The sequence below is a fragment of the Pseudomonas sp. GD04015 genome (assembly GCF_029837675.1).
GTDB lineage: Bacteria > Pseudomonadota > Gammaproteobacteria > Pseudomonadales > Pseudomonadaceae > Aquipseudomonas > Aquipseudomonas paralcaligenes.
Window position 1 is genome coordinate 21190 of record NZ_JAOEEE010000003.1, and the last position, 26919, is coordinate 48108.

Annotated in this window: 27 protein-coding genes; 16 read left to right on the forward strand and 11 right to left on the reverse strand. The window is 67.1% G+C overall.

Annotated elements, in window-relative coordinates; genetic code table 11:
- Window positions 1–8: 8 nt before the first annotated feature.
- The gene (locus N7640_RS03025) at window positions 9–533 is read left to right on the forward strand and encodes a CsiV family protein (protein WP_279904310.1); all 525 of its coding nucleotides are present in this window, start codon (window positions 9–11) and stop codon (window positions 531–533) included.
- Window positions 534–558: 25 nt separating this feature from the next.
- Here N7640_RS03025 and N7640_RS03030 read toward each other — a convergent pair whose 3' ends face one another.
- The 3 genes from N7640_RS03030 to nfuA form a co-directional block, all read right to left on the reverse strand.
- The gene (locus N7640_RS03030; RefSeq protein ID WP_279904309.1) at window positions 559–1515 is read right to left on the reverse strand and encodes a diguanylate cyclase; all 957 of its coding nucleotides are present in this window, start codon (window positions 1513–1515) and stop codon (window positions 559–561) included.
- 3 nt (window positions 1516–1518) lie between these two features.
- A complete protein-coding gene (locus N7640_RS03035) occupies window positions 1519–2526 on the reverse strand; it encodes a response regulator (protein WP_279904308.1) in 1008 nt (335 codons plus the stop codon).
- Window positions 2527–2773: 247 nt separating this feature from the next.
- Complete coding sequence (gene nfuA / locus N7640_RS03040; RefSeq protein WP_279904307.1) at window positions 2774–3358, reverse strand: Fe-S biogenesis protein NfuA; 585 nt, start codon at window positions 3356–3358, stop codon at window positions 2774–2776.
- Between the two features lie 205 nt (window positions 3359–3563).
- Here nfuA and N7640_RS03045 point away from each other — a divergent pair, with 205 nt between their 5' ends.
- The 5 genes from N7640_RS03045 to N7640_RS03065 all read left to right on the forward strand — a co-directional run bounded on the left by N7640_RS03045 (window position 3564) and on the right by N7640_RS03065 (window position 8704).
- Window positions 3564–4355, forward strand: coding sequence for an outer membrane protein OmpK (locus N7640_RS03045; protein ID WP_279904306.1), 792 nt, complete (start codon window positions 3564–3566; stop codon window positions 4353–4355).
- A 114-nt stretch (window positions 4356–4469) separates the two neighbouring features.
- On the forward strand, window positions 4470–4643 hold the full coding sequence (locus N7640_RS03050) for a hypothetical protein (RefSeq protein WP_220814772.1): 174 nt from the start codon (window positions 4470–4472) through the stop codon (window positions 4641–4643).
- A gap of 79 nt (window positions 4644–4722) precedes the next feature.
- Window positions 4723–5247 carry a sigma-70 family RNA polymerase sigma factor gene (locus N7640_RS03055; protein ID WP_279904305.1) on the forward strand — a complete coding sequence of 175 codons (525 nt, stop codon included), beginning with the start codon at window positions 4723–4725 and terminating at the stop codon, window positions 5245–5247.
- A complete protein-coding gene (locus N7640_RS03060; protein WP_279904304.1) occupies window positions 5244–6173 on the forward strand; it encodes a FecR domain-containing protein in 930 nt (309 codons plus the stop codon). Before N7640_RS03055 ends, N7640_RS03060 begins: the two co-directional genes overlap by 4 nt.
- A 107-nt stretch (window positions 6174–6280) precedes the next feature.
- Window positions 6281–8704, forward strand: a complete 2424-nt coding sequence (locus N7640_RS03065; protein ID WP_279904303.1) for a TonB-dependent siderophore receptor — start codon at window positions 6281–6283, stop codon at window positions 8702–8704.
- 55 nt (window positions 8705–8759) lie between these two features.
- Here N7640_RS03065 and moaE read toward each other — a convergent pair whose 3' ends face one another.
- The 4 genes from moaE to N7640_RS03085 form a co-directional block, all read right to left on the reverse strand.
- Window positions 8760–9209 carry a molybdopterin synthase catalytic subunit MoaE gene (moaE, locus tag N7640_RS03070; RefSeq protein ID WP_279904302.1) on the reverse strand — a complete coding sequence of 150 codons (450 nt, stop codon included), beginning with the start codon at window positions 9207–9209 and terminating at the stop codon, window positions 8760–8762.
- 1 nt (window position 9210) lies between these two features.
- A complete protein-coding gene (locus tag N7640_RS03075) occupies window positions 9211–9456 on the reverse strand; it encodes a MoaD/ThiS family protein (protein WP_279904301.1) in 246 nt (81 codons plus the stop codon).
- Window positions 9453–9944 (reverse strand): cyclic pyranopterin monophosphate synthase MoaC, encoded by a 492-nt coding sequence (moaC, locus tag N7640_RS03080; RefSeq protein WP_279904428.1) that lies wholly within the window; start codon window positions 9942–9944, stop codon window positions 9453–9455. The genes N7640_RS03075 and moaC overlap by 4 nt, the downstream gene beginning before the upstream one ends.
- A gap of 92 nt (window positions 9945–10036) precedes the next feature.
- Entirely contained in the window at window positions 10037–11428 is a 1392-nt protein-coding gene (locus N7640_RS03085) for a PhoH family protein (RefSeq protein ID WP_220814765.1), read from the reverse strand.
- Between the two features lie 484 nt (window positions 11429–11912).
- On the opposite strand from N7640_RS03085, the gene N7640_RS03090 reads away from it, so the two are divergent.
- The 6 genes from N7640_RS03090 (at window position 11913) to N7640_RS03115 (ending at window position 16643) form a co-directional block, all read left to right on the forward strand.
- A complete protein-coding gene (locus N7640_RS03090; protein WP_279904300.1) occupies window positions 11913–12437 on the forward strand; it encodes a cytochrome b/b6 domain-containing protein in 525 nt (174 codons plus the stop codon).
- 285 nt (window positions 12438–12722) lie between these two features.
- Window positions 12723–13502 (forward strand): peroxide stress protein YaaA, encoded by a 780-nt coding sequence (gene yaaA / locus N7640_RS03095; protein ID WP_279904299.1) that lies wholly within the window; start codon window positions 12723–12725, stop codon window positions 13500–13502.
- A gap of 94 nt (window positions 13503–13596) precedes the next feature.
- Window positions 13597–14427 (forward strand): SDR family oxidoreductase, encoded by an 831-nt coding sequence (locus N7640_RS03100; protein ID WP_279904298.1) that lies wholly within the window; start codon window positions 13597–13599, stop codon window positions 14425–14427.
- Complete coding sequence (locus N7640_RS03105) at window positions 14414–14797, forward strand: hypothetical protein (RefSeq protein ID WP_279904297.1); 384 nt, start codon at window positions 14414–14416, stop codon at window positions 14795–14797. Before N7640_RS03100 ends, N7640_RS03105 begins: the two co-directional genes overlap by 14 nt.
- A gap of 4 nt (window positions 14798–14801) precedes the next feature.
- On the forward strand, window positions 14802–15434 hold the full coding sequence (locus tag N7640_RS03110; RefSeq protein WP_279904296.1) for a 2'-5' RNA ligase family protein: 633 nt from the start codon (window positions 14802–14804) through the stop codon (window positions 15432–15434).
- 27 nt (window positions 15435–15461) lie between these two features.
- Entirely contained in the window at window positions 15462–16643 is a 1182-nt protein-coding gene (locus tag N7640_RS03115; RefSeq protein WP_279904294.1) for an AAA family ATPase, read from the forward strand.
- Between the two features lie 36 nt (window positions 16644–16679).
- Here N7640_RS03115 and N7640_RS03120 read toward each other — a convergent pair whose 3' ends face one another.
- The 4 genes from N7640_RS03120 to N7640_RS03135 all read right to left on the reverse strand — a co-directional run bounded on the left by N7640_RS03120 (window position 16680) and on the right by N7640_RS03135 (window position 21418).
- Window positions 16680–18161, reverse strand: a complete 1482-nt coding sequence (locus N7640_RS03120; RefSeq protein ID WP_279904292.1) for a DUF2235 domain-containing protein — start codon at window positions 18159–18161, stop codon at window positions 16680–16682.
- A 30-nt stretch (window positions 18162–18191) separates the two neighbouring features.
- Complete coding sequence (locus N7640_RS03125) at window positions 18192–19046, reverse strand: hypothetical protein (protein ID WP_279904291.1); 855 nt, start codon at window positions 19044–19046, stop codon at window positions 18192–18194.
- 170 nt (window positions 19047–19216) lie between these two features.
- On the reverse strand, window positions 19217–20290 hold the full coding sequence (locus N7640_RS03130) for a helix-turn-helix transcriptional regulator (protein WP_279904290.1): 1074 nt from the start codon (window positions 20288–20290) through the stop codon (window positions 19217–19219).
- 225 nt (window positions 20291–20515) lie between these two features.
- The gene (locus N7640_RS03135; RefSeq protein WP_279904289.1) at window positions 20516–21418 is read right to left on the reverse strand and encodes a DMT family transporter; all 903 of its coding nucleotides are present in this window, start codon (window positions 21416–21418) and stop codon (window positions 20516–20518) included.
- Between the two features lie 143 nt (window positions 21419–21561).
- Here N7640_RS03135 and N7640_RS03140 point away from each other — a divergent pair, with 143 nt between their 5' ends.
- The 4 genes from N7640_RS03140 to N7640_RS03155 all read left to right on the forward strand — a co-directional run bounded on the left by N7640_RS03140 (window position 21562) and on the right by N7640_RS03155 (window position 26622).
- The gene (locus N7640_RS03140) at window positions 21562–22431 is read left to right on the forward strand and encodes an AraC family transcriptional regulator (RefSeq protein ID WP_279904288.1); all 870 of its coding nucleotides are present in this window, start codon (window positions 21562–21564) and stop codon (window positions 22429–22431) included.
- A 143-nt stretch (window positions 22432–22574) separates the two neighbouring features.
- Complete coding sequence (locus N7640_RS03145) at window positions 22575–23084, forward strand: sigma-70 family RNA polymerase sigma factor (RefSeq protein WP_279904287.1); 510 nt, start codon at window positions 22575–22577, stop codon at window positions 23082–23084.
- A gap of 4 nt (window positions 23085–23088) precedes the next feature.
- Window positions 23089–24027, forward strand: a complete 939-nt coding sequence (locus N7640_RS03150; protein WP_279904286.1) for a FecR family protein — start codon at window positions 23089–23091, stop codon at window positions 24025–24027.
- A gap of 96 nt (window positions 24028–24123) precedes the next feature.
- Window positions 24124–26622 carry a TonB-dependent receptor gene (locus N7640_RS03155; protein WP_279906175.1) on the forward strand — a complete coding sequence of 833 codons (2499 nt, stop codon included), beginning with the start codon at window positions 24124–24126 and terminating at the stop codon, window positions 26620–26622.
- Window positions 26623–26919 lie beyond the last annotated feature (297 nt).

Here is a 26919-nt window from a genome sequence, read left to right on the forward strand (position 1 = left end):
CTGACCCGATGCGCGCGCTCCGCCCCCTCTTCCTGCTGCTCTGCATGATGGCCCCGACCGCCTTCGCCGACGGCCTGTACCAGATCGAGCTGATCGTCTTCCGCCAGTCGGGTGAGACACTCTCGGCCAGCCAGCCCGCGCCGGACGACTGGGCCGTGGGCGCCATGCCCATCGCCGGCAACGAGCGCGGTACCGCGCTGAATGAGGAAGCGGCGCGGCTCAGCCCGGGCAACGGCTATCAGGTGCTGCTGCACAAGGCCTGGGCACAGCACCTCGGGGCGGTGCCAGAGAAGTCCTGGCTCGGCACCGGCAACGAGCAGTTCGGCCACTTCCCGGTCGAAGGCGTCGTCACCCTGAGCGAACAGCAGCGTCTGGTCGACCTGGAGGCGGACTTCTGGATCAACCGCTTCGACAACGACGGCCTGCTCACCGGCAGCGAGCGCGTGCGCCAGAAGAGCCGCCTGAAGCTGGGCGAGCTGACCTACCTGGACAACGGCAGCTTGGGCGTGCTGGTCAAGGTCACCCCGAACTGACCACGCCCCGCGCGGCTGGCGCCCGCTAGCCGCCGTGGACGGTGACCCGGTTACGGCCGCCGTGCTTGGAGTGATAGAGCGCGCGGTCGGCCCATTCGATCAGTTGCTGGTGATCCTGGCTGGCCTGCCCCAGGTCGGCCACGCCCAGGCTGATGGTGAAGCGGATTTCCTGGCCGTCGGCGTCCACCACCAGCGCCTCCACCAGTTGCCGCAGGCGCTCGGCGAACAGCCTGGCGCCGACCTTGTCGACGTCGGGCAGCAGCACTACGAACTCCTCACCGCCGTAGCGCCCGGCGATGTCCGTCTCGCGGATCGCCTCGCGCACCACCTCGGCGACGAATTGGATGACCTTGTCACCGGCCGGGTGGCCGTAGGTGTCGTTGATCCGCTTGAAGTGGTCGATGTCGAAGATCACCAGCGCCGCCATGCTGCCGTAGCGGCGATGGCGCGAGTACTCCCGGCGCAGCTCCTCTTCCCAGTGGCCGCGGTTGTTCAGGCCGGTCAACCGGTCGGTGCGCGCCAGGTGCTTGAGCTGCTGGTTGGCCGACTGCAGCTGGTGCTTGTTCACCGCCACGTCGGTGACGTCGTAGATGATCAGGCAGACATGCTCGATGCGGCTGTTGGTGGCCTGCAGCGGCAGGATGGTGGTGTTCTGGTACATGAAGTCTTCCTGCCCGGTGATCGGCTGGTAGTTCTTGAACCGCACCAGATAGGGCCGCTGCTCCCAGATGGTGAACGCCGGCGTGCCCAGGGTGGCAACGCTGTCCACCTTGTGGCGGAACCACTCCTGTTCCACTTCCGGGAACAGGTCGAAGAAGGACTTCTGCAGCACCTCTTCCGGCGGGCGGCCGGAGCGGTTCTCCATGAAGCCGTTCCATACCTCGATACGGAACTGGCGGTCCAGCACCACCACGCCGACATCGATGCTCTGCACGATGGTCAGCAGCCAGTGGAATTCGTTGAGATCGACGGTCTCGGCCATGGATCAACCCATCATGTAGGCGAGTTTCTTGGTCAGCAGCGGCACCGAGTCCTCGGTGAACAACAGCATCAGGTCGAAGTGGATATCGTGGCCTTCGATGCTGTAGCTGAACTCCACCGCCAGCGTCTTGCGCCAGCGCTGCTGGTTGAGGCGGATCAGTTCGTCGATCGGCGCGTGCTGGCCGAGAATCTGCGGGTGGCCCTGGGAGAAACGGATGTTGATCTGCTCGGCGATGCCGCTGAGGCAGGCACCGATCAGCACGCTGCCCATGTCCAGCAGCATCTCCATGGACGACGCCTCGACGGCCTCGCGGTGCAGCAGGCGGGCCATGTGCTCCACTTCCGAGTCGTGGAAGATCAACAGCGCCTCGCCGGCGATGCCCCCGCCGATATAGCCCTGGCAGACGGCCGTCAGGCGCTCGTCGCTCTGGGCATCGGCCAGGGCCATGTGCAGCTCGCCGACCTCGAGGATGTTGACGTTGGGCAGCGGCAACTGCACGAACACCCCCAGCACCCGCGCCAGCAGCGCGGCGGCACGCCCCATGGCGACGTTGATCACTTCGCGGAAGGCATCGCGGAAATTGACCTCGGGCTCGCTCGCCACCGGCACGGGCGCCGATGCCGGCTCAGCCGTCGCGACCTCGTCGAACAACCCCAGGCGCTGCAGGGTCTCGCGCACCAGCGCAGGGTCGGCCGGCTTCTTCAGGAAGGCCAGCGCGCCCAGCTCGGTCACCCGCCGTATCGCCTCTTCCTGCACATCGCCCGACACCACGATGACCCGGCACTCCAGCCCCTCGTCCCGCAAGGCGGTGAGCACGCCGTAGCCATCCAGCACCGGCATGGTCAGGTCGAGCAGGAGCAGATCGATGCCTCCCAGGCGAATCCGCTCCATGGCCTCCTGGCCATGGGCGGCCTGACAGACATCCACCGGCCACTCGGGCGGCAGCGCTCGCAGCAGCTGCTTGCGCGCCATGGCGGAGTCATCGCAGACCAGCAGTGAAAGGGTTGTCATCGGCACTAGCCTCGAAGCACGCGGGCCCGAACGACGGGCAGGCAGGCAAACTCCATAAGGAAGCACTTTTCATCGGCAAAAGCCATATCAATATGCCACCATCCAGCTCGGGAATCGCCATTTGCGACAACGAGCACGCTTGCGACCTCGAAACCGCCGCAAAAGCTCCCCGGCATCCTGCACCTAGCGCGTTACATCACCAATAAAAAAGGCGCCCTGGGGCGCCTTTTCATACATAGCCGAGCAATCAGTAGTACGCATTCTCGCGGTTGCTGTGGTCGGTCACGTCGCGCACGCCCTTGAGTTCAGGGATACGCTCCATCAGCGTCTTCTCGATGCCTTCCTTCAGCGTGTAGTCGGCCTGGCCGCAGCCCTGGCAGCCACCGCCGAAACGCAGCACGGCGATGCCTTCCTCGACCACATCGACCAGGCTCACCTGGCCGCCGTGGCTGGCCAGGCCCGGGTTGATCTCAATCTGTAGGTAGTAGTTGATCCGCTCTGTGACCGGGCTGTCCTCGTTGACCATCGGCACCTTGGCATTCGGCGCCTTGATGGTCAGCTGGCCGCCCATGCGGTCGGTGGCGTAGTCGACCACGGCGTCTTCCAGGAAGGGCTCGCTGACGGCGTCGATCCAGGCGGTGAACTCCTTCAGCGCCAGGGCGGTGTCTTCCGGTTTCTGCTCGCCCGGCTTGCAGTAGGCGATGCAGGTTTCCGCGTAGGGCGTGCCGGGCTGGGTGATGAAGACGCGGATGCCGATGCCGGTGGTGCTCTGCTTCGTCAGCAGCTCGGCCAGGTAATCGTGGGCGGCGTCGGTAATGGTGATGGCGCTCATGGCAACTCCTCGCAAAACGTCGGGCCAGTGTACGCCATCGGCCCTCGGGGATAAAGTCCTAGTATTTTAGTAGGAATAATTCCCAGCATTAGGAAACCTCCCCCGGTCGATGGTTTCGCCATCCGTCCGGCACACCACAGTCGCTCGGCAAGGCTGGTAAAGTAGCGCGCTTTTTTGCCCACCCACCGACGAATCGGAGTTCCGGATGTATCGTTTCGCACGCGGCCTGACGCTGGCCGCCACCCTGCTGGCCAGCAGTCAGGCACTGGCCGCCGACCTGCTGCAATGGCAGGACAACAGCCTGACCTACCTCAACGGCATCGACTTCAGGATCGATCCGCCCCGGCAGCAGACCGTGACCTTCGAGCACGCCAGCGGCTGGAGCTTCGGCGACCTGTTCATCTTCGTGGACGGCATCAAGTACAACACCGAGGCCACCAACGGCGCCGGCGACGGCCATACCTTCTATGGCGAGATCAGCCCGCGCCTGTCGCTCGGCAAGATCAGCGGCGCCGACCTCTCCTTCGGCCCGATCAAGGACGTGCTGCTGGCCGCCACCTACGAGTTCGGCGAGGACGACGTCGACGCCTACCTGCTCGGCCCGGCCGTCGACCTGGACATCCCCGGCTTCGACTTCTTCCAGCTCAACACCTACTACCGCGAACCCGATGGCAAGCGCGACGGCAGCGGCGTCTGGCAGATCACCCCGGCCTGGAGCTACACCATCCCCGTCGGTAACTCCGATCTGGTGATCGACGGCTTCATGGACTGGGTCGTGGACAACGACGACAGCTACCACGCCAACCTGCACTTCAACCCGCAGGTCAAGTACGACCTGGCCAAGGCCATGGGCTGGGGCAAGCGCTTCTATGTCGGCGTCGAGTACGACTACTGGAGCGACAAGTACGGCATCGACGATGACAGTTACCTGGGCGACGAAATCCTCGGCGGCACCGACCAGAGCGCGATCAGCCTGTTGCTGAAAGGCCACTTCTGATGACGCTCCGGGGCGGCACCCGCCGCCCCGCGATCTCCCCTCGCCTTGCCCTGGATCAGTTCCCGGCACCCGCCCAGCGGCTAACCTGAAGCAAATAACGGGGAGGACGTGCACATGGACCAATACCACATCATGCTGGCGCTGCTGATCGTCGGCTTCCTGCTGCTGGGGTTCGGCTTCAACTACCGCGAACACGAATGGGGCGTGCGCCTGATGAGCGCCGGCATCGTGGTGACCCTCGCCCCGATCGCCTTCCGCCTGTACCTGGCGCTGCAGGTGCCGGGCTGAACCGCCTTCCGGCGCGTCGGGATTGTCGGAAGCCATGCGCTGAAAGATAATGTTTCTCACTTAAAGTGAGAGCATCCGCATGACCTCCTCCCCCTGCGCCGCGCCCGCGCTCCGCCAGCAGGTGCTGCACCGCCTGTTCGGCGACCACCATGGCTGGCTGCTCGGCCGCCTGCAGGCACGCCTGGGCTGCCGCCACGACGCGGCGGACATGGCGGCGGAAACCTTCGTCCAGGTCGTCGCCCTCCCCGACCCGCAGGCCATTCGTGAACCGCGCGCGTTGCTCACCACCATCGCCAAGCGGCTGATCTACGCCAGCTGGCGCCGCCGCGACCTGGAGCGCGCCTACCTAGAGGCCCTGGCCCTGCAACCGGAGGCACTGGAGCCGTCGCCGGAGGAACGCGCACTGGCGATGGAGACCCTGCTGGCCGTCGACGCCCTGCTCGACGGCCTGTCGCCCAGGGCCCGCGCCGCCTTCTTCTACAGCCAGCTGGACGGCATGAAGTACGCCGACATCGCCGCCCTGCTCGGCGTCTCCACCATCCGCGTGCGCCAGTACGTGGCCAAGGGCCTGAAGCTCTGCTGCCAGGAGCTGCTGACGTCATGAGCCGGGCCATCGAACAGGCCATCGAATGGACTGCCTGCCTGCGCTCCGGCCAGGTCGAGGCGCACGAACGACGCGCCTTCGACGCCTGGCTGGCGGCCGACCCGAGCCACGCCCAGGCCTGGGCCGCCGTGCAGAACCATCTCGGCATCGCTCTCGGTTCGCTGGCCGACGGCAGCCCCGCGGTCCGGCGCGCCCTGCAGGTTTCCAGCGGCCGCCGCGCCCTCCTGCGCGGCGCCCTGGCCCTGGCCGGCATCGGCATCGGCGCTCACCTGCTCAGCCGACCCGGCATGCCGCTGGAACTGGGCGCCGACCTGCGCAGCGGCACCGGCGAACGCCTGAACAGCGTCCTGGCCGATGGCAGTCAGCTGCAACTGGACGCCTGCAGCGCCGTCGACCTGGCTTTCGACGCCATGGCGCGCAACCTCACCCTGCGCAGCGGCAAGCTGATCGTCGGCGTCCACCCGGATGCCCGTCCGTTCCGCGTGCATACCCCGTGCGGCAGCGTCAGCGCCACGAGCGGCCGCTTCATGGTCGCCCTGCACGACGACCGGGTGCATGCCTGGGCACTCGACACCAGCGCACGAATCGAGACCGGCGACGGTGCGCACCTGACCCTCCAGGGCGGCCAGGGCGCGCGCTTCGACGCCACGCGGATCGAGCCGCTGCCCACCAACCGCAGCGGCGAGAGCAGTTGGGCCGGCGGCTGGCTGAGCGTCGACGACTGGAGCCTGGCCGAGGTGATCGACGCACTGCGCCCCTATCGCCACGGCGTGCTGCGGGTGACGCCCGAAGCCGCCGGCCTGCGGGTCTCCGGCCTGTTCCCGCTGGACGACAGCGACCGCGCCCTGGCGGCGCTGGAGCAGGCCATGCCGCTGCGCATCGACCACTACCTGGGCTGGTGGACCCGCATCGAGCTGCGTGGCTGAACCCGCTGAAAAAATTTCGCGTCTCCTGTATCGCTTTTGCGCACTCGTCGCACATAGGTCCTGACAACCGCTCGACGAAGCGGACCGACACGACCCATGGAGCCCACATGTCCCATCGCCCCGCGTTCCCCTTCGCCCCGCTGTGCCTGGCACTGCTGTTCGGCCTTCCGGCCGCCGCCCAGGCCGCCTCGCCCGCCGACCTCAGCCAGGCCGTCCAGGACTTCGACCTGCCGGCCGCGCCGCTGGCGCGGACCCTCGACAGCATCGCTCGCCAGAGCGGCCGCCCGATCGTCTACTCCCCGGCGCTGACCAGCGGCCTGGAGGCCCCGGCGATCCGCGGCCGGATGAGCGCCGAGCAGGCCCTGCGCGAAGCCCTGCGTGGCAGCGGCCTGGCCCTGCGGGTGACCGGCGACGGCACCCTGACCCTGGAGGCGCTCTCCGGCGAGGCCATGACCCTGGGCGAGGTGCACATCAGCGGCACCACCCGGGAATCCGCATTCGGCCCGGTCGACGGCTACGTGGCCACCCGCAGTGCCAGCGGCAGCAAGACCGACAGCGCGCTGATCGAGATCCCGCAGACCATCAACGTGGTGACCCGCGACCAGGTCCAGGCCCAAGGCGCGCAGAACATCGTCGAGGCGGTGCGCTACACCCCCGGCGTGGTCGCCTCGTTCGGCGACAGCGACAGCCGCAACGACGTCCTGCAGAGCCGCGGCTACTACCTGCGCTACAACCTCAACGGCTCGCGCCTGCCCTACGGCGCCTACAGCGCGGCGATGCTGCGCATCGAGCCCTACGGCCTGGAGCGGATCGAGACGATCAAGGGTCCGGCCTCGGTGCTCTACGGCCAGAGCACGCCGGGCGGGCTCGCCAACCTGGTCAGCAAGCAGCCGACCTTCGAACCGCTGCGCGAGGTACAGCTGCAGACCGGCAGCAACGACCGGGCCCAGGGCGGCCTGGACCTGAGCGGCCCGCTGGACGAGGGCGGCACCCTCGCCTACCGCCTCACCGGCCTGGTCCGGGACACCGGCGGCGACGTCGACCACGGCTACGACAAGCGCACCTTCGTCGCCCCCGCCCTGACCTGGCAGCCGAATGAAGACACCCGGCTGACCCTCCTCAGTCATTACCAGGAGGACGACACCCTCTCCGACTACGTACCGTTGCCGGCCGGCGCCAGCCTGCATTCCGGGCCGAACGGCCGGCTGCCGCGCGACCGCTACCTGGGCGAGCCGCACTTCGACGGCTACGAGCGCACCCAGTCCTCTCTCGGCTATCTGTTCGAACACCGCATCGACGACGTCTGGTCCCTGCGCCAGACCCTGCAGTCCAACCACGTAGAGGTCGACACCTTCGTCAGCCCGGGCTACCTGCTGAGCGCGGACGGCCGCCAGCTGAGCCGGGTCGCCACCCATGGCGAAGGCGAGGCGCGCAGCCTGACGGTCGACACCACCGTCCAGGCCGACTTCGCCACCGGCCGCGTCGGCCACACGGTGCTGATCGGCCTCGACTATCTGGACCTGACCGACGCCTACCGCTTCGCCTCGGCGCCCTACTCGACGCCGCTGGATGTCTACGCGCCACGCTACGGCCAGGCGGTGCCCACCCTGATACCGCGCATCGACTACGACCAGCACCGCGAGCAGACCGGCCTCTACCTGCAGGACCAGATCCGTCTGGAGCGCTGGGTGCTCACCCTCGGCGCCCGCCAGGACTGGGTCTCCACCCGCACCGAGACCGGCCTGGCCGCGCGCACCAAGGCCAGCCAGCGCGAGGACAAGCCGACCGGCCGCATCGGCCTCGCCTACCTGTTCGATAATGGCCTGGCGCCCTACGCCAGCTATTCCACCTCGTTCGAGCCGCTCGACGGCACCGACTTCTCCGGCCAGCCGTTCAAGCCGATGACCGGCGAGCAGTACGAGGTGGGCCTGAAGTACCAGCCGCCGGGCGGCGAGAGCTTCGTCACCCTCTCGGCCTTCCAGTTGACCCAGGAGAACGTCACCACCCCCGACCCGGACCCGACCCACGTCGGCTTCAGCGTGCAGACCGGCGAGAGCCGCGTGCGCGGCCTGGAGCTGGAGGCCAAGGCCAGACTGCAGCGGCGCCTGGACCTGCTGGCCTCCTACGCCTACATGGAGTCCGAGGTGACCCGCGCCAACGCTGCGGCAGGCGGCAGCAGTCTCGAAGGCAACGAGATACCCCAGGTGCCGGCGCACCAGGCTTCCCTGTGGCTCGACTACCGCCTGGACGAGGGTCCGCTGCGGGGCGCCGGGGCCGGCTTCGGCGCGCGCTACATGAGCAAGGTCTACGGCGATGCCGCCAACACCCTGGAGATGCCCGGCCGCACCCTGTTCGACGCCACCCTGCACTACGACCTCGGCCAGGCCGCCAGCGAACTGGACGGCGCCGAGCTGCGCCTGAGCGCCAACAACCTGCTGGACAAGCGCTACGTGGGCTTCTGCCAGAACGCCCTGCAGTGCTACTACGGCCAGGGCCGTACCCTGCTGGCCACGCTCAGCTACCGCTGGTGAGGCGTCGCGCCGGCGCCCGGTGGCGCCGGCTTCTGGAGGCGCTGGTGAGTGGGCGCTATTTCCAGCGCTCGGCGGCCGTCTGGTCGCTGGCGCGCCCTTCCACCCAGCGCTCGCCCTCCGGCGTGTCTTCCTTCTTCCAGAACGGCGCGCGGGTCTTCAGATAATCCATGATGAAGGCGCAGGCATCGAACGCCGCCTGGCGATGGGCGCTGGCGGTGCCGACGAAGACGATGGGCTCGCCCGGCTCCAGCCGGCCGACCCGGTGCAGCACCTCCACCCGCAGCAGCGGCCAGCGCCCCTCGGCCTCGGCGACGATACCGTCCAGGGCCTTCTCGGTCATGCCCGGGTAGTGTTCGAGGAACATGCCGCGCACGTCCTGGCCGTCGTTGTAGTCGCGCACGTGGCCGACGAAGGTGACCACCGCGCCGATGCCCAGGTGGGCGGCGTGCAACGCATTGAGTTCGACACCCGGATCGAAGGGCTCGACCTGTACCCGGACGCCCACCCTAGCCTCCCGTGACCGTGGGGAAGAAGGCCACCTCGTCGCCGTCGGCCAGTTCGGTATCCAGGCTGCACAGCTCCTGGTTGCGCGCGCACATCAGGTTCTGCTCGCCCAGCACCTGCCACGCGCCGCCACGGCTGAGCAGGTGCTCGCGCAGCTGCGCAAGGCTGCCCAGGGCGGCACGCTGCAACTGCTCGCCGTCGATGCCCAGCACCTCACGGTAGCGGGCGAAGTACTGCACACGGATCATGCCAGGGTCCCCACCTCGTGGTAGTCCCGGGGATAGTCGCCACTCTTGCCGCCGGACTTCTCCAGCAGGCGCACGGCCTCGATGACGATGCCGCGGTCCACCGCCTTGCACATGTCGTAGAGGGTCAGCGCAGCGATGCTGGCGGCAGTCAGCGCTTCCATCTCCACCCCGGTCTGCCCGGCCAGCTTGCAGCGCGCCTGGATGCGCACGCAGTCGATGCCCTCGGCCTCCAGTTCGACCTTGATGCTGGTCAGCAGCAGCGGGTGGCACAGAGGGATCAGCTCATGGGTCCGCTTCGCCGCCTGGATGCCGGCGATGCGCGCGACGGCGAACACATCGCCCTTGGGATGGCTGCCGTCGGCGATCATCGCCAGGGTGGCAGGCAGCATGCGTACGCGGGCCTCAGCCAGCGCCTCGCGGGCGGTCACCGCCTTGTCGGTGACGTCCACCATGTTGGCGCGGCCTTGGAAATCGAGATGGGTCAGCATGGAGAAGTCCTGCGTCATGGCGAAGGACTCCAGTGTCCGGCCGCGAGCCGCAAGCTGCAAGTCGTCCCTTGCCGCTCGCGGCTCACCTGCGGCTACATGTTGGCTTCGGCGTACTCGGCCAGCACCGAGCGCGGCACGCCCTGCAGCGTCACGTGCACGCCATGGGGGAAGTTCTTGAAGCGCTCGGTGAGGTAGGTCAGGCCAGAGCTGGTGGCCGACAGGTAGGGCGTGTCGATCTGCGCCAGGTTGCCCAGGCAGATCACCTTCGAGCCGCTGCCGGCACGGGTGATGATGGTCTTCATCTGGTGCGGGGTGAGGTTCTGGCACTCGTCGATCAGGATCAGGCTCTGCTGGAAGCTGCGCCCGCGGATGTAGTTGAGTGATTTGAACTGCAGCGGCACCTTCTGCAGGATGTAGTCGACGCTGCCATGGGTGCTCTCGTCGTCCATGTGCAGCGCTTCCAGGTTGTCGGTGATGGCGCCCAGCCAGGGCTCCATCTTCTCCGCCTCGGTGCCGGGCAGGAAGCCGATGTCCTCGTCCAGCCCCTGCACGCTGCGGGTGGCGATGATGCGCCGGTAGCGCTTGCTGACCATGGTCTGCTCGATAGCCGCGGCCAGCGCCAGGATGGTCTTGCCGGAACCGGCCGCTCCGGACAGGTTGACCAGGTGGATGTCCGGGTCGAGCAGCGCGTACAGCGCCAGCGCCTGGTACAGGTCACGCGGGCGCAACCCCCAGGCCTCTTGGTGCAGCAGAGGCTCCTGGTGCAGGTCGAGGATGGTCAGGCTGCGGCCGTCGATGCCCTTGACCCAACCGACGAAGCCCTGCTCATCGACGATGAACTCGTTGATATGCACCGCCGGCAGGTTGTCGGTGAGCTGCACCTCGTGCCAGGTGCGGCCATGGCCCTGGCGCGTCTCGACCTTGCTCACGCGGTCCCAGAAGGAGCCGGAGAGGTTGTGGTAGCCACGCGAAAGCAGGTTGACGTCGTCCACCAGCTGGTCGGTGTGGTAGTCCTCGGCGGAGATGCCGCAGGCGCGCGCCTTCAGGCGCATGTTGATGTCCTTGGTCACCAGCACCACGGGCGAGCCGCTGCGCCGGCTCTGCAGCTCCACCAGCTGATTGATGATCTTGTTGTCGTTGAGGTGCTCGGGCAGCCAGGTGATCGGCTCCGCGCGCTTGCTCATGAGAATCGACAGGGTGCCCTTGGGCTCGTTCTTGCCACGGCGGATCGGTACGCCCTGCTCCACTTCCTCGGGGCTGGCCTCGCCCAGGGTCTGGTCGATCAGGCGAATGGCCTGGCGGCATTCGGCGGCGACCGTGTGCTTGCCGGTCTTGAGCTTGTCCAGCTCCTCCAGCACGGTCATGGGGATGGCGACGTGGTGTTCCTGGAAATTCAGCAGCGCGTTGGGATCGTGGATCAGGACGTTGGTGTCGAGGACGTAGAGGGTGGGCTGGGTGGAGCGGGTGCGTCCGTGATCATCCATACTCGGTCACCTTATCGAGGGGCCTGGACGGCGAAGCCTCTACAGCGCTGCGCCGCGGAGGACCGCCCACCTCCCGAACGGAACGGGATGACTCAGCAAAGGTGATGGCCGAGGCCCGCCACCTGTGCTGCAGGGTTCGGCGGTCTGCTTTTTTAATACCCCAATCCGGATTACAGAAAAAAGAACTTTTTCTTCATCGAAACGCTTTTTTAACTGCTCGACGAATAGCGCTTGGCGCAGGGCGGACCCGCCGTTACAGTCGGAAGTCCTGCCTCACCCGCCACCGCTTCGCTTCCTCCCCGCAACGCACCGCCAGCCCTGGCCCTCCACCGTTCTCTGCTCCGCCCGCGCCCGTGCTACCTCACACATCTTGAAAAAACGCCCTTGCCGGCCGGCGCCAGCGAGCCGGTAAAGTGTCGCGGATAACCATAACGACACATCCCGCCTGCACCGTGCGCCGCAAACCGATGATGAGGAAATCGACATGACCCCACGCTATACCCCGGCCCAGATCACTCTGCACTGGCTCAGCGCCGTGCTGGTGCTGCTGATCATCGCGCTGCCCTACGGCAGCCCCCTGTTCGAGCCGCTGCTCGGCGGCGGTGCCGGCGTGTTCACCCTGCACAAGTCCCTCGGCCTGCTGGTGCTGGTACTCACTGTGCTGCGCCTGGTAGTGCGCGCCCGCTCCGGCGCGCCGGAGCTGCTGGCCAGCGAGCCGCCGCTGCAGCGCTTTGCCGCCAAGGCCGGCCACGCCACGCTCTACCTCCTGCTGCTGCTCATGCCGCTGACCGGCCTGCTGTTCGGCAAGCGCCCGGTGAACCTGTTCTGGCTGGTGGAGATCGGCCCGCTGCCGCTGTCCGACGCGGTACGCGGCGCGGCCAAGACCTTCCACGTCACCGCCCAGTACCTGCTGTTCCTGCTGATCCTCGGCCACGCCGGCATGGCGCTGTGGCACCACCATGTGCGCCGCGACGGCGTGCTGCGCGCCATGCTGCCGGCCCGCGACTGAGAACCTGTTCACGATCCTTCCGAACCTGGCCTGCCGCTCGGTTTTTCCCAAAGCGTGGGGCTACAAAACCCGTCATACCGGCGTAGGCCGGTCGCACCGAGTCGCCTGTCGGTTTTCTGGACCCCGGCCTGCGCCGGGGTGACGGATTGGCAAATAAGGTTTCAGTAAAAACGTGCGGCTTAAAAGATCGTAAACAGGTTCGATAGGCAAATCCCTCGGCACCGATAGCTGGAGCCGGGGGAGCCATCCGCCTAGAATCGCGCCACGCTTTCCGGAGACGATTCGATGCTGCTGGTGATTTCCCCCGCCAAAACCCTGGACTACGACACCCCGCCCGCCACCGCGCGCTTCACCCAGCCGCAGTTCCTCGACCACGCCCAGGAGCTGATCGGCCAGCTGCGCGAGATGAGCCCCGCGCAGATCGGCGAACTGATGCACCTGTCCGACAAGCTGGCCGCACTCAACGTGGCGCGCTACGGCAGCTGGCACCCGGACTTCACCCCGGACAACGCCAAGCAGGCGCTGCTGGCCTTCAAGGGCGACGTATACACCGGCCTGAACGCCGAGGACTTCAGCGAGGCCGACTTCGACTTCGCCCAGGCGCACCTGCGCATGCTCTCCGGCCTGTACGGCGTGCTGCGCCCGCTGGACCTGATGCAGCCGTACCGCCTGGAGATGGGCACCAAGCTGGCCAACGCCCGCGGCAACAACCTCTACGACTTCTGGGGCGAGCGCATCAGCGGCTGGCTCGACGAGGCGCTGGCCGAACAGGGCGACGACGTGCTGCTCAACCTGGCCTCCAACGAGTACTTCGGCGCGGTCAAGCGCAAGGCGCTGAAGGCGCGGGTCATCGACACCGAGTTCAAGGACCTGAAGAACGGCCAGTACAAGATCATCAGCTTCTACGCCAAGAAGGCCCGTGGCCTGATGGCTCGCTACGTGATCAAGGAGCGCATCTGCGATCCCGAGCGGCTCAAGGATTTCGACTACCAGGGTTACCGCTACAGCGCCGAGCAGTCCGGGCCGGACAGCCTGGTGTTCCTGCGCGACCATCCGCAGGACTGACCGCCGCGCAACTTGGCCTGCCGGGACAATCGCCAAGGCGCCCGGCGCGTGTAGGATGCGGGGCAGCCCATCGAGCGGCGCACAAGGAGAACCCATGAGTCGTCCAGTCGTTCTGATCACCGGTTGTTCCAGCGGCATCGGCCGCGCCCTGGCGGATGCCTTCAAGGCCGCCGGCCACGAGGTCTGGGCCTGCGCCCGCAAACCCCAGGACCTGGCCGCCCTGGAAACCGCCGGCTTCGTGGCGGTGGAGTTGGACGTCAACGATGCCGAGGCCGTGCAGCGCGCCGCCGACCGCCTGCAGGCGGAAGCGGGCCGCCTCGACATCCTGATCAACAACGCCGGCTACGGCGCCATGGGGCCGCTGCTCGACGGCGGCGCCAAGGGCATGCGCCAGCAGTTCGAGACCAACGTGTTCAGCCTGGTGGAACTGACCCGCGCCTGCTTCCCGCTGCTGCGCGCCAGCCGCGGCCTGGTGGTCAACATCGGCAGCATCTCCAGCGTGCTGATCACGCCGTTCGCCGGCGCCTACTGCGCGTCCAAGGCCGCCGTGCATGCGCTTTCCGGCGCCCTGCGCCTGGAACTGGCGCCGTTCGGCATCCAGGTGATGGAAGTCCAGCCCGGGGCCATCCAGTCCAGCTTCGGCGCCAACGCCAGCCACAGCGCCGAACAGCTGGTCAACGAGCAGTCGCCCTGGTGGCCGGTGCGCGAAGGCATCCTCGCCCGCGCCAACGCCTCCCAGGACAAGCCGACCCCGGCCAGCGAGTTCGCCGCCATCCTGCTGGACGCGGTGCGCAAGCCCGAGCGCCCCGCCCTGCTGCGCATCGGCAACGGTAGCCGCAGCCTACCGCTAATGGTGCGCCTGCTGCCGCGCCGGCTGCTCGACCGCGTGCTGAGCAAGCGCTTCGGCCTCGATGTCCAGCTCTGAGCAACGCCGCTTCCCGCTCTACCAGTACGTGCTGGGCGCCGTGGCGGCGGCGTTCCTGCTCAACGTGCTGCTGCGCGCGGGCCTGAAGATCGGCGGCCTGCCCGCGACCGTGCTGGCCGCCGTGCTGGTGGCCTTCGCCCTGCGTTGGTGCTTCGTCCGCCTGGAGCGGCACCGGCCGGACATCCGCGAGCGCTGGGCCCTGGTCGCGCTGTACGCGGCTGTACTCGGCCTGATCTACCTGGTCATCTTCGGCCTGATGTGGCTGAAGGACGAGCCGGGGCACATGGGCCAGTTGCTGTTCTTCTTCCACTACCTCTGCTACCCGGCTGCCCTCGCGCTGATCCTGCACCTGGGGCGGCGGGCCGGCTGAGCCCATGCGCCTGCTCGACCCGCGCCACGCGCCCGATGCCACGCTGCCCTGCGAGCTGCGCGACCATCCCGAATGGCACCGGGGCCGCGAGCGCTACTGGCTCTGGTCGATCCCGGTGGAGTGCCCGCGGGTCCTGGCCCGGCTCGACGCCGCGCGGGCGCTGCTCGGCGACTGGCTGCATCCGCCGGGCCTGCGCCAGGCCCATATCACCCTGTTCGTGTGCGGCTTTCCCTGCGCCGAGCCAGAGCATGACGACGACATCGCGACGACGCGGCTCGACGCCCAGCACGACGCCCTCGAAACGCTGCGGATGGCACCCTTCGAGCTGAGCATCGGCGGCCTGGACAGCTTCGCCAGCGCGGCCTTCCTGGCGGTCGGGGAAGACGCGAGGCTGGATCATCTTCGCCAGGCATTGGGGCGACTCGCGACCGAGGTGCGCCAGGCGCCCTACGTGCCGCACCTGACCGTGGGCCTGTATCGCATGGCCGCCAGCACGGCCGAATGGCGCCGGCGCGCCGCGGCCCTGGGCGACTGCCCGCCGCTCGCCCTGCCGGTGCGCGAACTGCAACTGGTCAGCTATGCCGCCGCCGAGTCCCTGGGACCGCTGCGCATCGAGGCGCGGGTCGCGCTAGCATAGGCAGGCCCCCGTCAGGACGACTCCCCCATGCTGCACACCCTCGCCGTCGGCAACTACCGCTCCATCAACAACCTGGTGATGCCGCTCGGCCGGCTCAACCTGATCACCGGCGCCAATGGCAGCGGCAAGTCCAACCTGTACAAGGCCCTGCGCCTGCTGGCCGAGACGGCGCGGGGCGGCGTGGTCAACGCCCTGGCCCGGGAGGGCGGACTGGACTCGACCCTGTGGGCCGGCCCGGAGAAGATCAGCCGGCGCATGCGCAGCGGCGAGATTCCCATCCAGGGCGGCCCCCGGCGCGAATCGGTGCGCCTGCGCCTGGGCTTCGCCGGCGAGGACTTCGGCTACGCCGTCAGCTTCGGCCTGCCGGAGTCCAGGTCGGGCGAGGACCGCCTCACCCCCAGCGCCTTCGCGCTGGACCCCGAGATCAAGCGCGAGTGCATCTGGGCCGGCCCCTGCTATCGCCCGGCCTCCCTGCTGGTGGACCGCGAAGGCGCCATGGTGCGCCAGCGCGAGGGCCGCGCCTGGCAGGTGCTGGCCCAGCACCTGCCGAACTACGACAGCCTGTTCGACCAGATCGGCAACGACCCGGGCTGCCCCGAGGTCTTCCAGCTGCGCGAACACATCCGCCGCTGGCGCTTCTACGACCACTTCCGCACCGACGCCGGGGCGCCGGCGCGCCAGCCGCAACTGGGCACCCGCACGCTGGTGCTGCACCACGACGGCCGGGACCTGGCGGCGGCCCTGCAGACCATCCGCGAGATCGGCGACCGGGAGGCCCTGGACCACGCGGTGCAGGACGCCTTCCCGGGGTCGGACCTGCGCGTCGACTTCCAGACCGGCGGCCACTTCACCCTGGCCTTCCATCAGGAAGGACTGCTGCGCCCGCTGTCCGCCGCCGAACTGTCCGACGGCACCCTGCGCTACCTGTTGCTGATCGCCGCCCTGCTCACCCCCAGACCACCGTCGCTGATGGTGCTCAACGAGCCCGAGACCAGCCTGCACCCGGACCTGCTGCCGGCGCTGGGCCGGCTGATCATCGAGGCCTCGCGGCACACCCAGGTGTGGGTGGTGTCCCACGCCAGCCGGCTGATCGCCGCGCTGGAACAGCACCCCGAGTGCAACGCCATCGTTCTCGACAAGGACCTGGGCCAGACCGTCATCCAGGGCCAGGGCATGCTCGACGAGCCGCCGTGGCACTGGCCGGATTAAAGTCCCCCCCCGACGAACCAGCCTATGGCCCCATCTCTACGAGCCCAGTCGCACACAGGTAACGACTACCTGCACGCTGCCTGAGTTGTTCCAGTACATCCTCCAGGCATCGTTGGCGAAGAAGTACAGATAACCAGGTCGCTCGACTCTGATCGTCTTGCTGCCTTGCCAGGCAGGAAAATCCTGATGTCTCGGCTTCTCGCGCCCATGCCTGAAAAGCTCTTGGTAGGTTATGCCGGAGTCATCCTCCATGTTGGCGACACATCCGATCAATTCCAGCCACTTGTAACCGCTCAGGCGTTTGAGCAGCGCGCCGGCTCTCCGCAGCAGGCCATCGTTGCTACCGGCGGGCCCTGACTTGTAGTTCAAATCGATCCATTCGCCCGTGGCCGAGAACCGATATTCGCCGGGCTCCAGATAAAGGCCGGAATAGCTCCAGCGATCCTGGGCGAACACTCTGATCGGGCCGCTCTTCTCCCCGGTATCTAGCACCTGGCTTGGCCAATAGGGCGCCTGGCCGATTGGCGGCTGCTTGATGCGCTTGCGTACCGACTCGTGGATGCTTTTAACCTGACTTGCCGACGCAAGATGCGGGAGCGAGCGGGGCAGGCAATGCCCCATCCCGAACACTCCGACATGGGAATCGTGCAGGTTGCCCTGATAGTTGTTCGACGATGGCTTGGCCTGTTTGCGCATATCCGGCCTGAATGCAGCGCCACATTCGGAAGCTTTATCGAGCATCCAATCCAGGGGGATATCGGCCAGCTCCCGCTCCTTGTAGCCACCACCCACATCGGCATGCACACCGGAAAAATAGACCTGTTCGATCCGCTGACCCTCTACGGCTGCATTGCTCCACAGGGTCGGCTGAAAATCCTCGCGTTGCTCGTCTATCGCCACCGCATGAAAGGCATTCTTCACCCTGTCCGACAGCCTGGTGTCATGGAAGCTGTTGCGCCTCGCGGTCAGCCGCCCCAACGGCCCTGGCAGGTTGTGCAGGCGCAGGGGAATACCCAATGACCCCACCGTATCCCATACACCGATGAAATGAATGCCCCTGGAGCATTCATCGAGCGGGACGCTTTCCGCTTCGGTTTCGTCCTGGACGCTTCGCCGATACTCATCGTAGAGCGCATCGACCTCATCCCAACTGCTGCCGGCCGGCAGAATTCCGTAGCGGCCGACCATCCCACCCAAGCTGCGCACGGTATAGGCGCCCCGACTGAACCCGAGCAGGTAGATCGGATCACCCTTCTCGAAATTCTGCACCAGCCACATGTAGGCGCTCTTGATATGTTTGGACAACCCTGTTCCGGTTGCGCCATCGATAGCCCTGCGCACTTTGCCGCCCTCGGTGCCGACACCGGGATGGTAGTAGCTGCGTTGTTCGTTACCTTCGCCGTCTCTCTCGGCCAGTGCGCAATGGAAGCGGTGGACATTGGTGGTGACCGAAACGCCATCCTTCACGTTACGCGGGCTGTTCCAAGTGCCGTCGCAACAGATAAAGAGTCTTTTCATGCATCCTGCTCCCTGCCTGGTTTGCTCCTGTCACTTGGGCTCTTGAGGGTCCTTCGCCGCCCCCGCCACTCGCGCCGCCGTTTCCTCGAGCCCCTTTCTGAACGAGCAGAGCCCGCTGTACTCCTGAACGTCGGCCAGCGCCTCCATGAAGATGTAGGGCCCAGAAGGAACTGTCGGCTTCGCCTGCCCCGTGTTCGTCACCGTCGTGGACGAGGGCGCGGGCACGACAGGCTCCAGGCGGGCGACAATCTCCTTGCGCCGTTCCTTACGTGACGTTTCGATGGCCTTGCCGAACAGGTCAAAGGTCTTGTTCAGGTAATAGGTCTTGTTGAACTGGTCGGAACCTGCGTTGAGCAGGATCGAGGAGACACTGAGCGCGGAGGAAACACCAGGATCGCCGGCAGCGGTCGCAGCGCTCAGCCCGCTGCTGATGTTGCCGACCAGCCCGGCACTGAACTCGGAGGAGCTGCGTAACGCCAGTGCCCGGTTGAGGAAGTTCTGGCAGTTGTAGTCGGAAACGGACAGCAGGGTATGGATGACTTTTCTGGCAGACTCCTTGTCCGGATCGTGAGCTCCGCCTGAGCGGACATCGACGGCGGCATATTGCAGAAGGTTCTTCAACTCGACGTTGACATACAGGCAGTTACTTTCCTCCGCGTTACTGTCAGCCGCTGACAGCCAGGCCCACACTTTACCGAGACTACCTCGCCGATCAGCCTCCGTATGACAGATCAGGTTGATGCCGGGGCCGGCACCGGGAGGGCTGGACTTTACGTGCTCCCCCTTCTGAAACACCCAAACAGGCTCGGCGCGCATCTGCTCGGCCGAACTTGCACATCCCAGCAAGGCAACCGACAGCCCCAGACAACCGTATGTTCTCCACATGATCGTTGCTCTCCTTGGCGACAGGTAGCCTGAAGGGTAGTAGCACGATGCCATACCCGCATCATTCATCTGGATGATGCGAAGAACCCATATGGACGATCAGTTTGAGGTTCTGCACACGCACGCGCCGACACAAGCAACAGGCTCATGCTCAGGGCGAACTCAGGAACTCACCCCAGACGAACCAGCAGCCCCGCCAGCTCTACCTGCCGCTCCGTGTCGGTCTTGCGGAACAAGGACCGTAACTGACTGCGCACGGTGTTGATGGAGACCCCGAGACGAGCAGCACAGTCCTCGGGACTGAGCCCCTGGGCGATGAGGCCGGCCAAGCGGCTCTCGGCAGGTGTCAGCTGGAACAGTTCGGCCAATAGCTCTACCCGGGTCCGGCTCTCCAGCAGCGCCACCAGAACCAGAGGGCTTTGGAGCGCCACGTCGCAACGTCCTTCGGACTTGACTGGCGTGATCAGCAGCTCCGCACTCGTCCTGGGCAAGCGCAGCCAGGACGCTCGGGAAGGCCCGGACTTACCGCAGGCAATACGGAACATGGCGGCCAGAGCAGGCACTCCATCCGCGACGAGGCGCCCCCGAAGCAGGCGCAGCGGGAAAGCGACCCGCCCCATGCACCGCTCCGCAGCGGCGTTACAGAACGCCACTGTACCTTCCGCATTCACCAGCCACTGCGGCGTCGTACTCTGCTCCAATAGCAACTGGTGCTGGGCAACATCGAGCTCCAACCGCCGTATACATTCCGACATCCGGGCTGCCTGCCGCAAATGCACGGAAAGGTGCTGGAGTATCCGTTGATGCGACTCATCCGGGGCACGTGCGTCCAGCGCGGTCAGCAATGTCAGATAGGCCCCCACGCTGCCCTGCTCGTACAACTTGATGCAGGACATGGATTTCTGACCGTGGCTACGCATGAACTCCTGATAGAAAGGATCACGAGCCATCCTGGGCAGACCATATTCCTCGACATCGTGATACCAGCTCCCTACCTGGCGCCTCGCCATGAAGTACGCAGTGGGATCCTTGACGTACAGGCTATCGTATTCGCGTTGCGACTCCTGACTGCACAAGGTGATGAGCCTGGGGGCCTGTCCACTGTTCTGATCCCAGAACAGCAAGGTACCCTCGCGCCGCCCCGTAGCCGTTGCCAATCGACCCAGCAGCGTCAGCCAGGCACTTTCGTCCAGCACGCATTCATAGATGAGCGAAACCAGTTCATCGTATGCCTCCCCGCCCATGGCTTCTCCTCCTTGATGAAAGCCAATTCTTCAGCCCTTCGGCTACAGCCGATTCAGGTGAAGGCGAGCGACGGCCCCGATCATCCGCAACGCAGGCTTCGGCTGGCCTGACGGTAACGAGTGCTCCAGAGAGGCAGTCCGCTCCACTGAATATCCATTAAGGTAGGAAATGCAGCGGTTTTTTCCACGCGGCGTGACCATCCACCTATCCAAGCCCCCGTCCATCTAGGCCCGCCCTGGCTGGGCAGCCGGCGCCACCGGCTTCGGCTGTCGGAACACCAGCACGTTGCCGACCATCACCAGGCCGAGCCCGAGCAGCGCGGGCAGGGTCCACTGGTAGCCTTCGACGAACACCGAGATGTTCAGCGCCACCACCGGGAACAGCACGGTGCAGTAGGCCGCGCGCTCCGGGCCCATGCGCCCGACCAGGGTCAGATAGGCGGTGAAGCCGATCACCGAGCCGGGAATCGCCAGGTACAGCAGCGAGCCGATGTAGCGGGTATTCACCTCGAAGGCGAAGGGCACACCGCTCGCCAGGCAGTAGCCGAGCAGCAGCAGCGCGCCGTACAGCATGCCCCAGGCGTTGGTGGTCAGCGGCCGGACCCCGGCCTGCTGCTGCAGGCTCGACAGCATGTTGCCCGCGGAGAAGCACAGGGTGCCGAGCAGGGCCAGGCCCAGCCCGATCAGGGTCTCGCGGCTCGCCTCGTGGCCGGCGAGTTCCGGCCAGAACAGCAGGCCCAGGCCGAACAGCCCCAGCGCGCCGCCGACCAGCACGTTGGCGGCGATGCGGCGGCCCATGAAGACGCGGGCGTTGAGCGCGTTCCACAGGGTCGAGGTGGAGAAGATCACCGCCACCAGGCCGCTGGGTATCCACTGGCTGGCGGTGTAGAAGCACATGAAGTTGAGGCAGAACAGGCACAGCCCCTGGGCCAGGCACAGCAGCTGGCCGCGCCGGTCCAGCCGCTGCAGGCGACGGCTGAGCAGGAGGATAGCGAACAGCACCAGGGCCGCCAGAGCGAACCGGTAGGCGATGGACAGCGGGATGGCCACCTCGCCCAGCTGCAGCTTGAGGGCGATCCAGGTGGTGCCCCAGATCAGAACGGTGAGCAGGTACAGCGACAGGTTCATGGCAGGCTCCTTGACCCGCACAGTCTCACGCCGGCCCGCGGGTTCACGCTTGCACGAAATTGCGCTTATCTGTCGCCCGCCGCTGGCGCCGGCGCCCCTGCGGAGTAGGATGACAGGCATCCCCACCGCCCGATGCCCGCGCCATGGCCGTCCTCGAACAGAACCTGGTCTTCCAGTCGCTCAGCAGCTCGCCCAACGCGCGCCTGCTGCGTGGCGCGGAGCTGGGCGACGACCTGGCGGCGGCGCAGTGGACCAACCATCACGACGCCCGCGACTACCAGGGGCCGAGCCATCACACCCTGTCCTGCTACCTGGCCGGAGGCACCGGCACCTTCCGCCGCGAGCGCCCCGGCGACAAGGGCTCGCCGGACAAGCTGTGCGTGCTGCCGGCCGGCCACGAGTCGTCCTGGGTGATCAACGGCGACATCCAGCTCGCCCACCTCTACGTCAGCCCGCAGCGCTTCGCCGCCAGCGCCGTCGCCCTGCTGGACCGCGAGCCGCGCGAGCTGCAGCTGAACGAGATCACCTTCCTCGACGACCCGCGCCTGGCCGGCCAGTTTCACCAGCTGGTGGGCCTGGACTGGAACGAGCCGGGCGAGCGCCTGCTGGCCGGCACGCTGGCCCACGAGATGATCAGCCATGTACTGCTGACCCAGGTCGGGCGGCGCCAGGGCCTGCGCCTGAAAGGTGGCCTGGCGCCTCACCTGCGCAGGCGCCTGGCGGACTACATCGAACAGCACCTGGGCGAGTCGCTGGGCCTGGAGGAACTGGCCCGGATGGCGTCCCTCTCGGAATATCACTTCGCCCGCATGTTCCGTCACAGCTTCGGCCTGCCGCCCCACCGCTACGTGCTGCAGCGCCGCCTGCTGCGGGCGCGGGAGCTGCTGCGCCACGGCGACCTGCCCCTGGGCGAGATTGCCCTGGCCTGCGGCTTTGCCAGCGCCAGCCACTTCAGCAACCGCTTCCGCCAGGCCTTCGGCGCCGCGCCCGGCCTGCTGCGCAGCCAGCGCTGACGACCGCTCACCCGCGAAACGCCCTCTCCCCGCCCGATGGCCATTCCTCGGCCACGCGATTGCCGCGCCCGCTCGCCACCGATATGATAAGAATAATTATTATTTAATATGCTCTCGTATTCGGGCAGTCGGGGGAAACGCGGGTGTCGACCGGGGAAGCCGCCTCGCAGCAGTCGCTGCACAGTCTCTACAGCGATCATCACGGCTGGCTCAATGGCTGGCTGCGCCGTCGCCTGCATTGCCCGCAGAACGCCGCCGACCTGGCCCAGGACACCTTCCTGCGCGTCCTCGCCGGGCGCGAGCTGCCCAGCCTGCGCGAGCCACGGGCGTTCCTCACCACCGTCGCCAAGCGCGTGCTGGCCAACCACTTCCGCCGCCAGGACATCGAGCGCGCCTACCTCGAAAGCCTCGCCGCCCTGCCCGAGGAAACCGCTCCCTCGGCCGAGACGCGGGCAATCATCCTGGAGACCCTGCTCGAACTGGATCGCCTGCTCGACGGTCTGCCGCCTCTGGCGCGCAGGACCTTCCTGCTGGTCCAGCTGGACGGCCTGACCTACCCCGAGGTGGCCGAGCAGCTCGGCATCTCCCTCTCCAGCGTCAAGCGCTACATGGCCAGGGCCGCGCTGCAGTGCTATTTCGCGCCGGAGGCCTGAGCGGATGAAACAGGTCCCCATCGATCCGGCCGTCGCCGAGCAGGCCGTGCAATGGCTGGTGGAACTGCAGGCCGGCGCCAGCGAGCGGCGCCGCCAGGCGTGGCGCGACTGGCGCGCGGCCGCCGGCGAGCACGAACGAGCCTGGCAGCGCATCGAACAGCTCAACGACCGCCTCAGCGCGCTGCCGCCACGGCTCGGCCGCCAGGCGCTGGAGGCGCAGACCTCACCGCAGCGACGCACCGCCCTGAAAGCCCTGCTGGTGCTGAGCGCGCTCGGTGCCACCGGCTGGGGCCTGCAGCGCCAGCCCTGGCAACCCTATCTGGCCGACCGCAGGACCGCCGTGGGCGAGCGCCTGGACCTGGCGCTGGACGACGGCTCGCAACTGCTCATCAACACCGACAGCGCGGTGAACATCCGCTTCGACGCGCGGCAAAGGCTGATCGAACTGCGGCGCGGCGAGATCCTCGTGCACAATCGCGCCGACCTGCCGCCCCTGCGCATCGCCACGCCCCAGGGGCTGGTGCTCGCCGAGCGCGGCAGCCTGGGCGTGCGCCTGGACGGCCCCAGCTGCGCGCTCAGCCTGTACGAAGGCAATGCGCTGGTGCGCCCGCTGGACGGCACCAGCCAGCGCCTCGGCGGCGGCCAGCGCCTGCGCTTCGACAGCCACGCCAGCACCGCGCCGGACGGCCTCGACCCCAACGCCAGCGCCTGGACCCGCGGCATGCTGGTCGCCAGCGGCATGCGCCTGGCCGACTTCCTCGCCGAGCTGAACCGCTATCGCCACGGCCACCTGGGCTGCGACCCGGCCATCGCCGACCTGCGCCTGTCGGGCAGCTACCCGCTGGACGACAGCGAGCGAATCCTGGACCTGCTGCCCGCCGCCCTGCCGGTGCGCGTGCACCGCTTCACCCGCTACTGGGTCAGCGTGCAGCCGCGCGCCTGAGCCGCGCGAAACTTTTTTCCGCCGACCTGAACCTTTTTCCGCCGCTCGCGTGACAAGGGCTAGAACCTCCTCCACTTCACCTTGCACGAGAAGTCCATGCGTCCACTCCGTCTCGCCCCGTTCGCCCGCGCGCCGCTCGGCCGCGCCCTGCAGCCCCTGATCCTCGGCCTGGGCCTCGCCGCCGGCCTGGCGCCGGCCCTGCCCGCCGTCGCCGCCAGCCAGCAGGAAAGCCGCCAGTCGTTCCAGATTCCCGCCGGCGACCTGGAAAGCGCGCTCAACCAGTTCGGCGAACAGGCCGGCGTGCTGCTTTCGTTCAGCACCGACCTGACCTCCGGCCGCACCACCCGCGGCCTGAACGGCGAATACGGCGTCGCCGACGGCCTCGCCGCGCTGCTGGAAGGCACCGGCCTGCGCGCCGTCTCCGGCGGCAGCGGCTACACCCTGCAACTGGCCGGCGTGGGCCTGGAGATCGACCGCCAAGTGGTGATCGGCTCGCGCGCGCCGACCAGTATCAGCGAGCTGCCCGGCACCGTGTGGGTCATCGGCAGTGCCCAGCTGCAGGAGCAGACCAAGGCCGGCGTGCCGCTCAAGGAAGCCCTGGGCCAGTTGATCCCCGGCCTCGACATCGGCCCGCAGGGGCGCACCAACTACGGCCAGAACCTGCGCGGGCGCAGCGCCCTGGTGATGATCGACGGCGTGTCGCTGAACAGCTCCCGCGGCATCAGCCGCCAGTTCGACTCCATCGACCCGTTCAACATCGAGCGCATCGAAGTGCTCTCCGGCGCCAGCGCGGTATACGGCGGCGGCGCCACCGGCGGCATCATCAATATTGTCACCAGGAAGGGCGAATCCGGCCCGGCCCACTTCTCCAGCGAGGTGGGCGTGCGCAGTGGCCTGCGCCAGAGCGACGACGTGGACTGGCGCGTGGCGCAGTCGGTCGGCGGCGGCAGCGAGACCGCCAACGGCCGCCTGGCCGTGGCCTACCAGCGCAACGGCGCGGCCTACGACGGCAACGGCGACCAGGTGCTGCTGGACATCACCCAGACCGACCTGCAGTACAACCGCTCCGTCGACATCATGGGCAGCCTGGACATCCTGCTGCCCAACCAGCACAGCCTGAGCCTGGGCATGCAGTGGTACGACTCCGGCTACGACGGCGACAAGGGCCTGTTCCTCGGCGACAACTTCCAGGCCCTGACCGGCGCCAGCGATTTCGACATCCGCGACGGCGCCAGCTACGACCTCGAACCACGCACCGAGCGCCAGCAGTACAACGCCACCTACCACATCCCCGAGGTGCTCGGTCACGACGTCTACCTGCAGGGCTACTACCGCAGCGAGAAGATGGCCTTCCAGCCCTTCCCCTCCGTGCGCTTCACCGGCACCGGCGCGGTCAACCCGCTGCAGTCCTACTACTCCGCCTCGCAGCAGGACACCGACTACTACGGCCTCAAGGCCGTACTGGTGAAGGAGTGGGAACGGGTCAGCCTGAACTACGGCGTCGACCTGGAGTGGGAGAACTTCGACTCCAGCCAGAGCATGTTCGACCTGGGCCAGGCCGCGTCCAGCGGCGGCCTGGTCGCCGACCGCTACGCCCGCGTCGGCCGCTACCCGGGTATCGACACCGACAGCCAGTCCGCCTTCGCCCAGCTCAGCTGGAAGATCACCGACGACCTGACCCTGTCCGGCGGCTGGCGCCGCCAGGAGATCACCACCGACGTCGGCGACTTCGTCGCCGCGACCCAGCAGATCTCCATCAGCAAGGGCATCGGTAGCAGCGCCGACGCGATCCCCGGCGGCGAGAAGGAATACGATGTCGACCTCTACAACCTCGGCCTGGTCTACAAGCTGAACAAGGCGCAGCAGGTGTGGGCCAACTACTCCGAGGGCTTCGAGCTGCCCGACCCGGCCAAGTACTACGGCCAGGGCAGCTACACCCTGGTCGGCAGCCACTGGCGCCTGAACCAGGGCGTCAACGTCGAGGACTCGGCCCTGGACGGGATCAAGACCAAGCAGGTCGAGTTCGGCTGGCGCCACTACGCGGACGGCCTGGACGCCCAGCTGGCCGCCTTCTACGCCTGGTCGGACAAGAGCATCACCTACAACCGCACCAGCCTGCTGGTCGAGCAGCTGGACGACAAGAAGCGCAACTACGGCCTGGAAGGCCAGTTCAGCTACTGGCTGGGCGAGCAGTGGCAGGTCGGCGCCAGCGCCCTGGCCATCCGCTCGCAGCAGAAGAGCGACGAGCGCTGGGTGAAGCAGGACGTCACCGCCGGCAGCCCTTCCAAGGCCACCGCCTTCGTCGGCTGGCAGGACGGCGTCACCAGCCTGCGCCTGCAGGCCGTGCGCACCTTCAACCTGAGCGACGAGAACGACCAGAAGATCGACGGCTACGCCACCTTCGACGTGCTGGGCAGCCACGCCCTGCCGGTGGGCACCCTGAACTTCGGCATCCAGAACCTGCTGGACAAGGACTACACCTCTGTGTGGGGCCAGCGCGCCCAGGTGTTCTACGGCGCGCTCGCGCCGGTGGAGATGTTCGACTACAAGGGCCGTGGCCGCACCTACAGCCTGAGCTACACCCTCGACTTCTGATCGGGGGAGGTACGAAAAAGCCGGCGCATGCGCCGGCTTTTTCATGGCTACGTGTCCTGCTCTTGTGGGAGCGGCCTTGGCCGCGAAATTCGCGGATAAATCCGCTCCCACAAGGTGTGCAACAACTAACGGGGACATAGCCTTTTTTATGGGCGACTTCCTGAAGCGCCATCGCGTAGGGTGCGCCATGCGCACCGGGGTCATGTGCGGGCCTTGCCGGTGCGCGCGGCGCACCCTACGTGAACACCAAGTCCGTTCGCGAGCAGAGCTCGCTCCTACAAGGGGGGAGGCAGGCTT

Excerpts from the sequence above, each read along its gene's own strand:
- N7640_RS03155 (WP_279906175.1), top strand. The coding sequence starts at position 24,124 with ATGCGTCCACTCCGTCTCGCCCCGTTCGCCCGCGCGCCGCTCGGCCGC.
- N7640_RS03105 (WP_279904297.1), top strand. The coding sequence starts at position 14,414 with ATGTCCAGCTCTGAGCAACGCCGCTTCCCGCTCTACCAGTACGTGCTG.
- N7640_RS03045 (WP_279904306.1), top strand. The coding sequence starts at position 3,564 with ATGTATCGTTTCGCACGCGGCCTGACGCTGGCCGCCACCCTGCTGGCC.
- nfuA (WP_279904307.1), bottom strand. The coding sequence starts at position 3,358 with ATGAGCGCCATCACCATTACCGACGCCGCCCACGATTACCTGGCCGAG.
- N7640_RS03075 (WP_279904301.1), bottom strand. The coding sequence starts at position 9,456 with ATGATCCGTGTGCAGTACTTCGCCCGCTACCGTGAGGTGCTGGGCATC.
- N7640_RS03115 (WP_279904294.1), top strand. The coding sequence starts at position 15,462 with ATGCTGCACACCCTCGCCGTCGGCAACTACCGCTCCATCAACAACCTG.
- N7640_RS03085 (WP_220814765.1), bottom strand. The coding sequence starts at position 11,428 with ATGGATGATCACGGACGCACCCGCTCCACCCAGCCCACCCTCTACGTC.
- moaC (WP_279904428.1), bottom strand. The coding sequence starts at position 9,944 with ATGCTGACCCATCTCGATTTCCAAGGCCGCGCCAACATGGTGGACGTC.
- N7640_RS03055 (WP_279904305.1), top strand. The coding sequence starts at position 4,723 with ATGACCTCCTCCCCCTGCGCCGCGCCCGCGCTCCGCCAGCAGGTGCTG.
- N7640_RS03050 (WP_220814772.1), top strand. The coding sequence starts at position 4,470 with ATGGACCAATACCACATCATGCTGGCGCTGCTGATCGTCGGCTTCCTG.
- N7640_RS03120 (WP_279904292.1), bottom strand. The coding sequence starts at position 18,161 with ATGAAAAGACTCTTTATCTGTTGCGACGGCACTTGGAACAGCCCGCGT.
- N7640_RS03100 (WP_279904298.1), top strand. The coding sequence starts at position 13,597 with ATGAGTCGTCCAGTCGTTCTGATCACCGGTTGTTCCAGCGGCATCGGC.
- N7640_RS03135 (WP_279904289.1), bottom strand. The coding sequence starts at position 21,418 with ATGAACCTGTCGCTGTACCTGCTCACCGTTCTGATCTGGGGCACCACC.
- N7640_RS03060 (WP_279904304.1), top strand. The coding sequence starts at position 5,244 with ATGAGCCGGGCCATCGAACAGGCCATCGAATGGACTGCCTGCCTGCGC.
- N7640_RS03030 (WP_279904309.1), bottom strand. The coding sequence starts at position 1,515 with ATGGCCGAGACCGTCGATCTCAACGAATTCCACTGGCTGCTGACCATC.
- N7640_RS03090 (WP_279904300.1), top strand. The coding sequence starts at position 11,913 with ATGACCCCACGCTATACCCCGGCCCAGATCACTCTGCACTGGCTCAGC.
- N7640_RS03110 (WP_279904296.1), top strand. The coding sequence starts at position 14,802 with ATGCGCCTGCTCGACCCGCGCCACGCGCCCGATGCCACGCTGCCCTGC.
- N7640_RS03130 (WP_279904290.1), bottom strand. The coding sequence starts at position 20,290 with ATGGGCGGGGAGGCATACGATGAACTGGTTTCGCTCATCTATGAATGC.
- N7640_RS03065 (WP_279904303.1), top strand. The coding sequence starts at position 6,281 with ATGTCCCATCGCCCCGCGTTCCCCTTCGCCCCGCTGTGCCTGGCACTG.
- yaaA (WP_279904299.1), top strand. The coding sequence starts at position 12,723 with ATGCTGCTGGTGATTTCCCCCGCCAAAACCCTGGACTACGACACCCCG.
- N7640_RS03150 (WP_279904286.1), top strand. The coding sequence starts at position 23,089 with ATGAAACAGGTCCCCATCGATCCGGCCGTCGCCGAGCAGGCCGTGCAA.
- N7640_RS03035 (WP_279904308.1), bottom strand. The coding sequence starts at position 2,526 with ATGACAACCCTTTCACTGCTGGTCTGCGATGACTCCGCCATGGCGCGC.
- N7640_RS03125 (WP_279904291.1), bottom strand. The coding sequence starts at position 19,046 with ATGTGGAGAACATACGGTTGTCTGGGGCTGTCGGTTGCCTTGCTGGGA.
- N7640_RS03025 (WP_279904310.1), top strand. The coding sequence starts at position 9 with ATGCGCGCGCTCCGCCCCCTCTTCCTGCTGCTCTGCATGATGGCCCCG.
- N7640_RS03140 (WP_279904288.1), top strand. The coding sequence starts at position 21,562 with ATGGCCGTCCTCGAACAGAACCTGGTCTTCCAGTCGCTCAGCAGCTCG.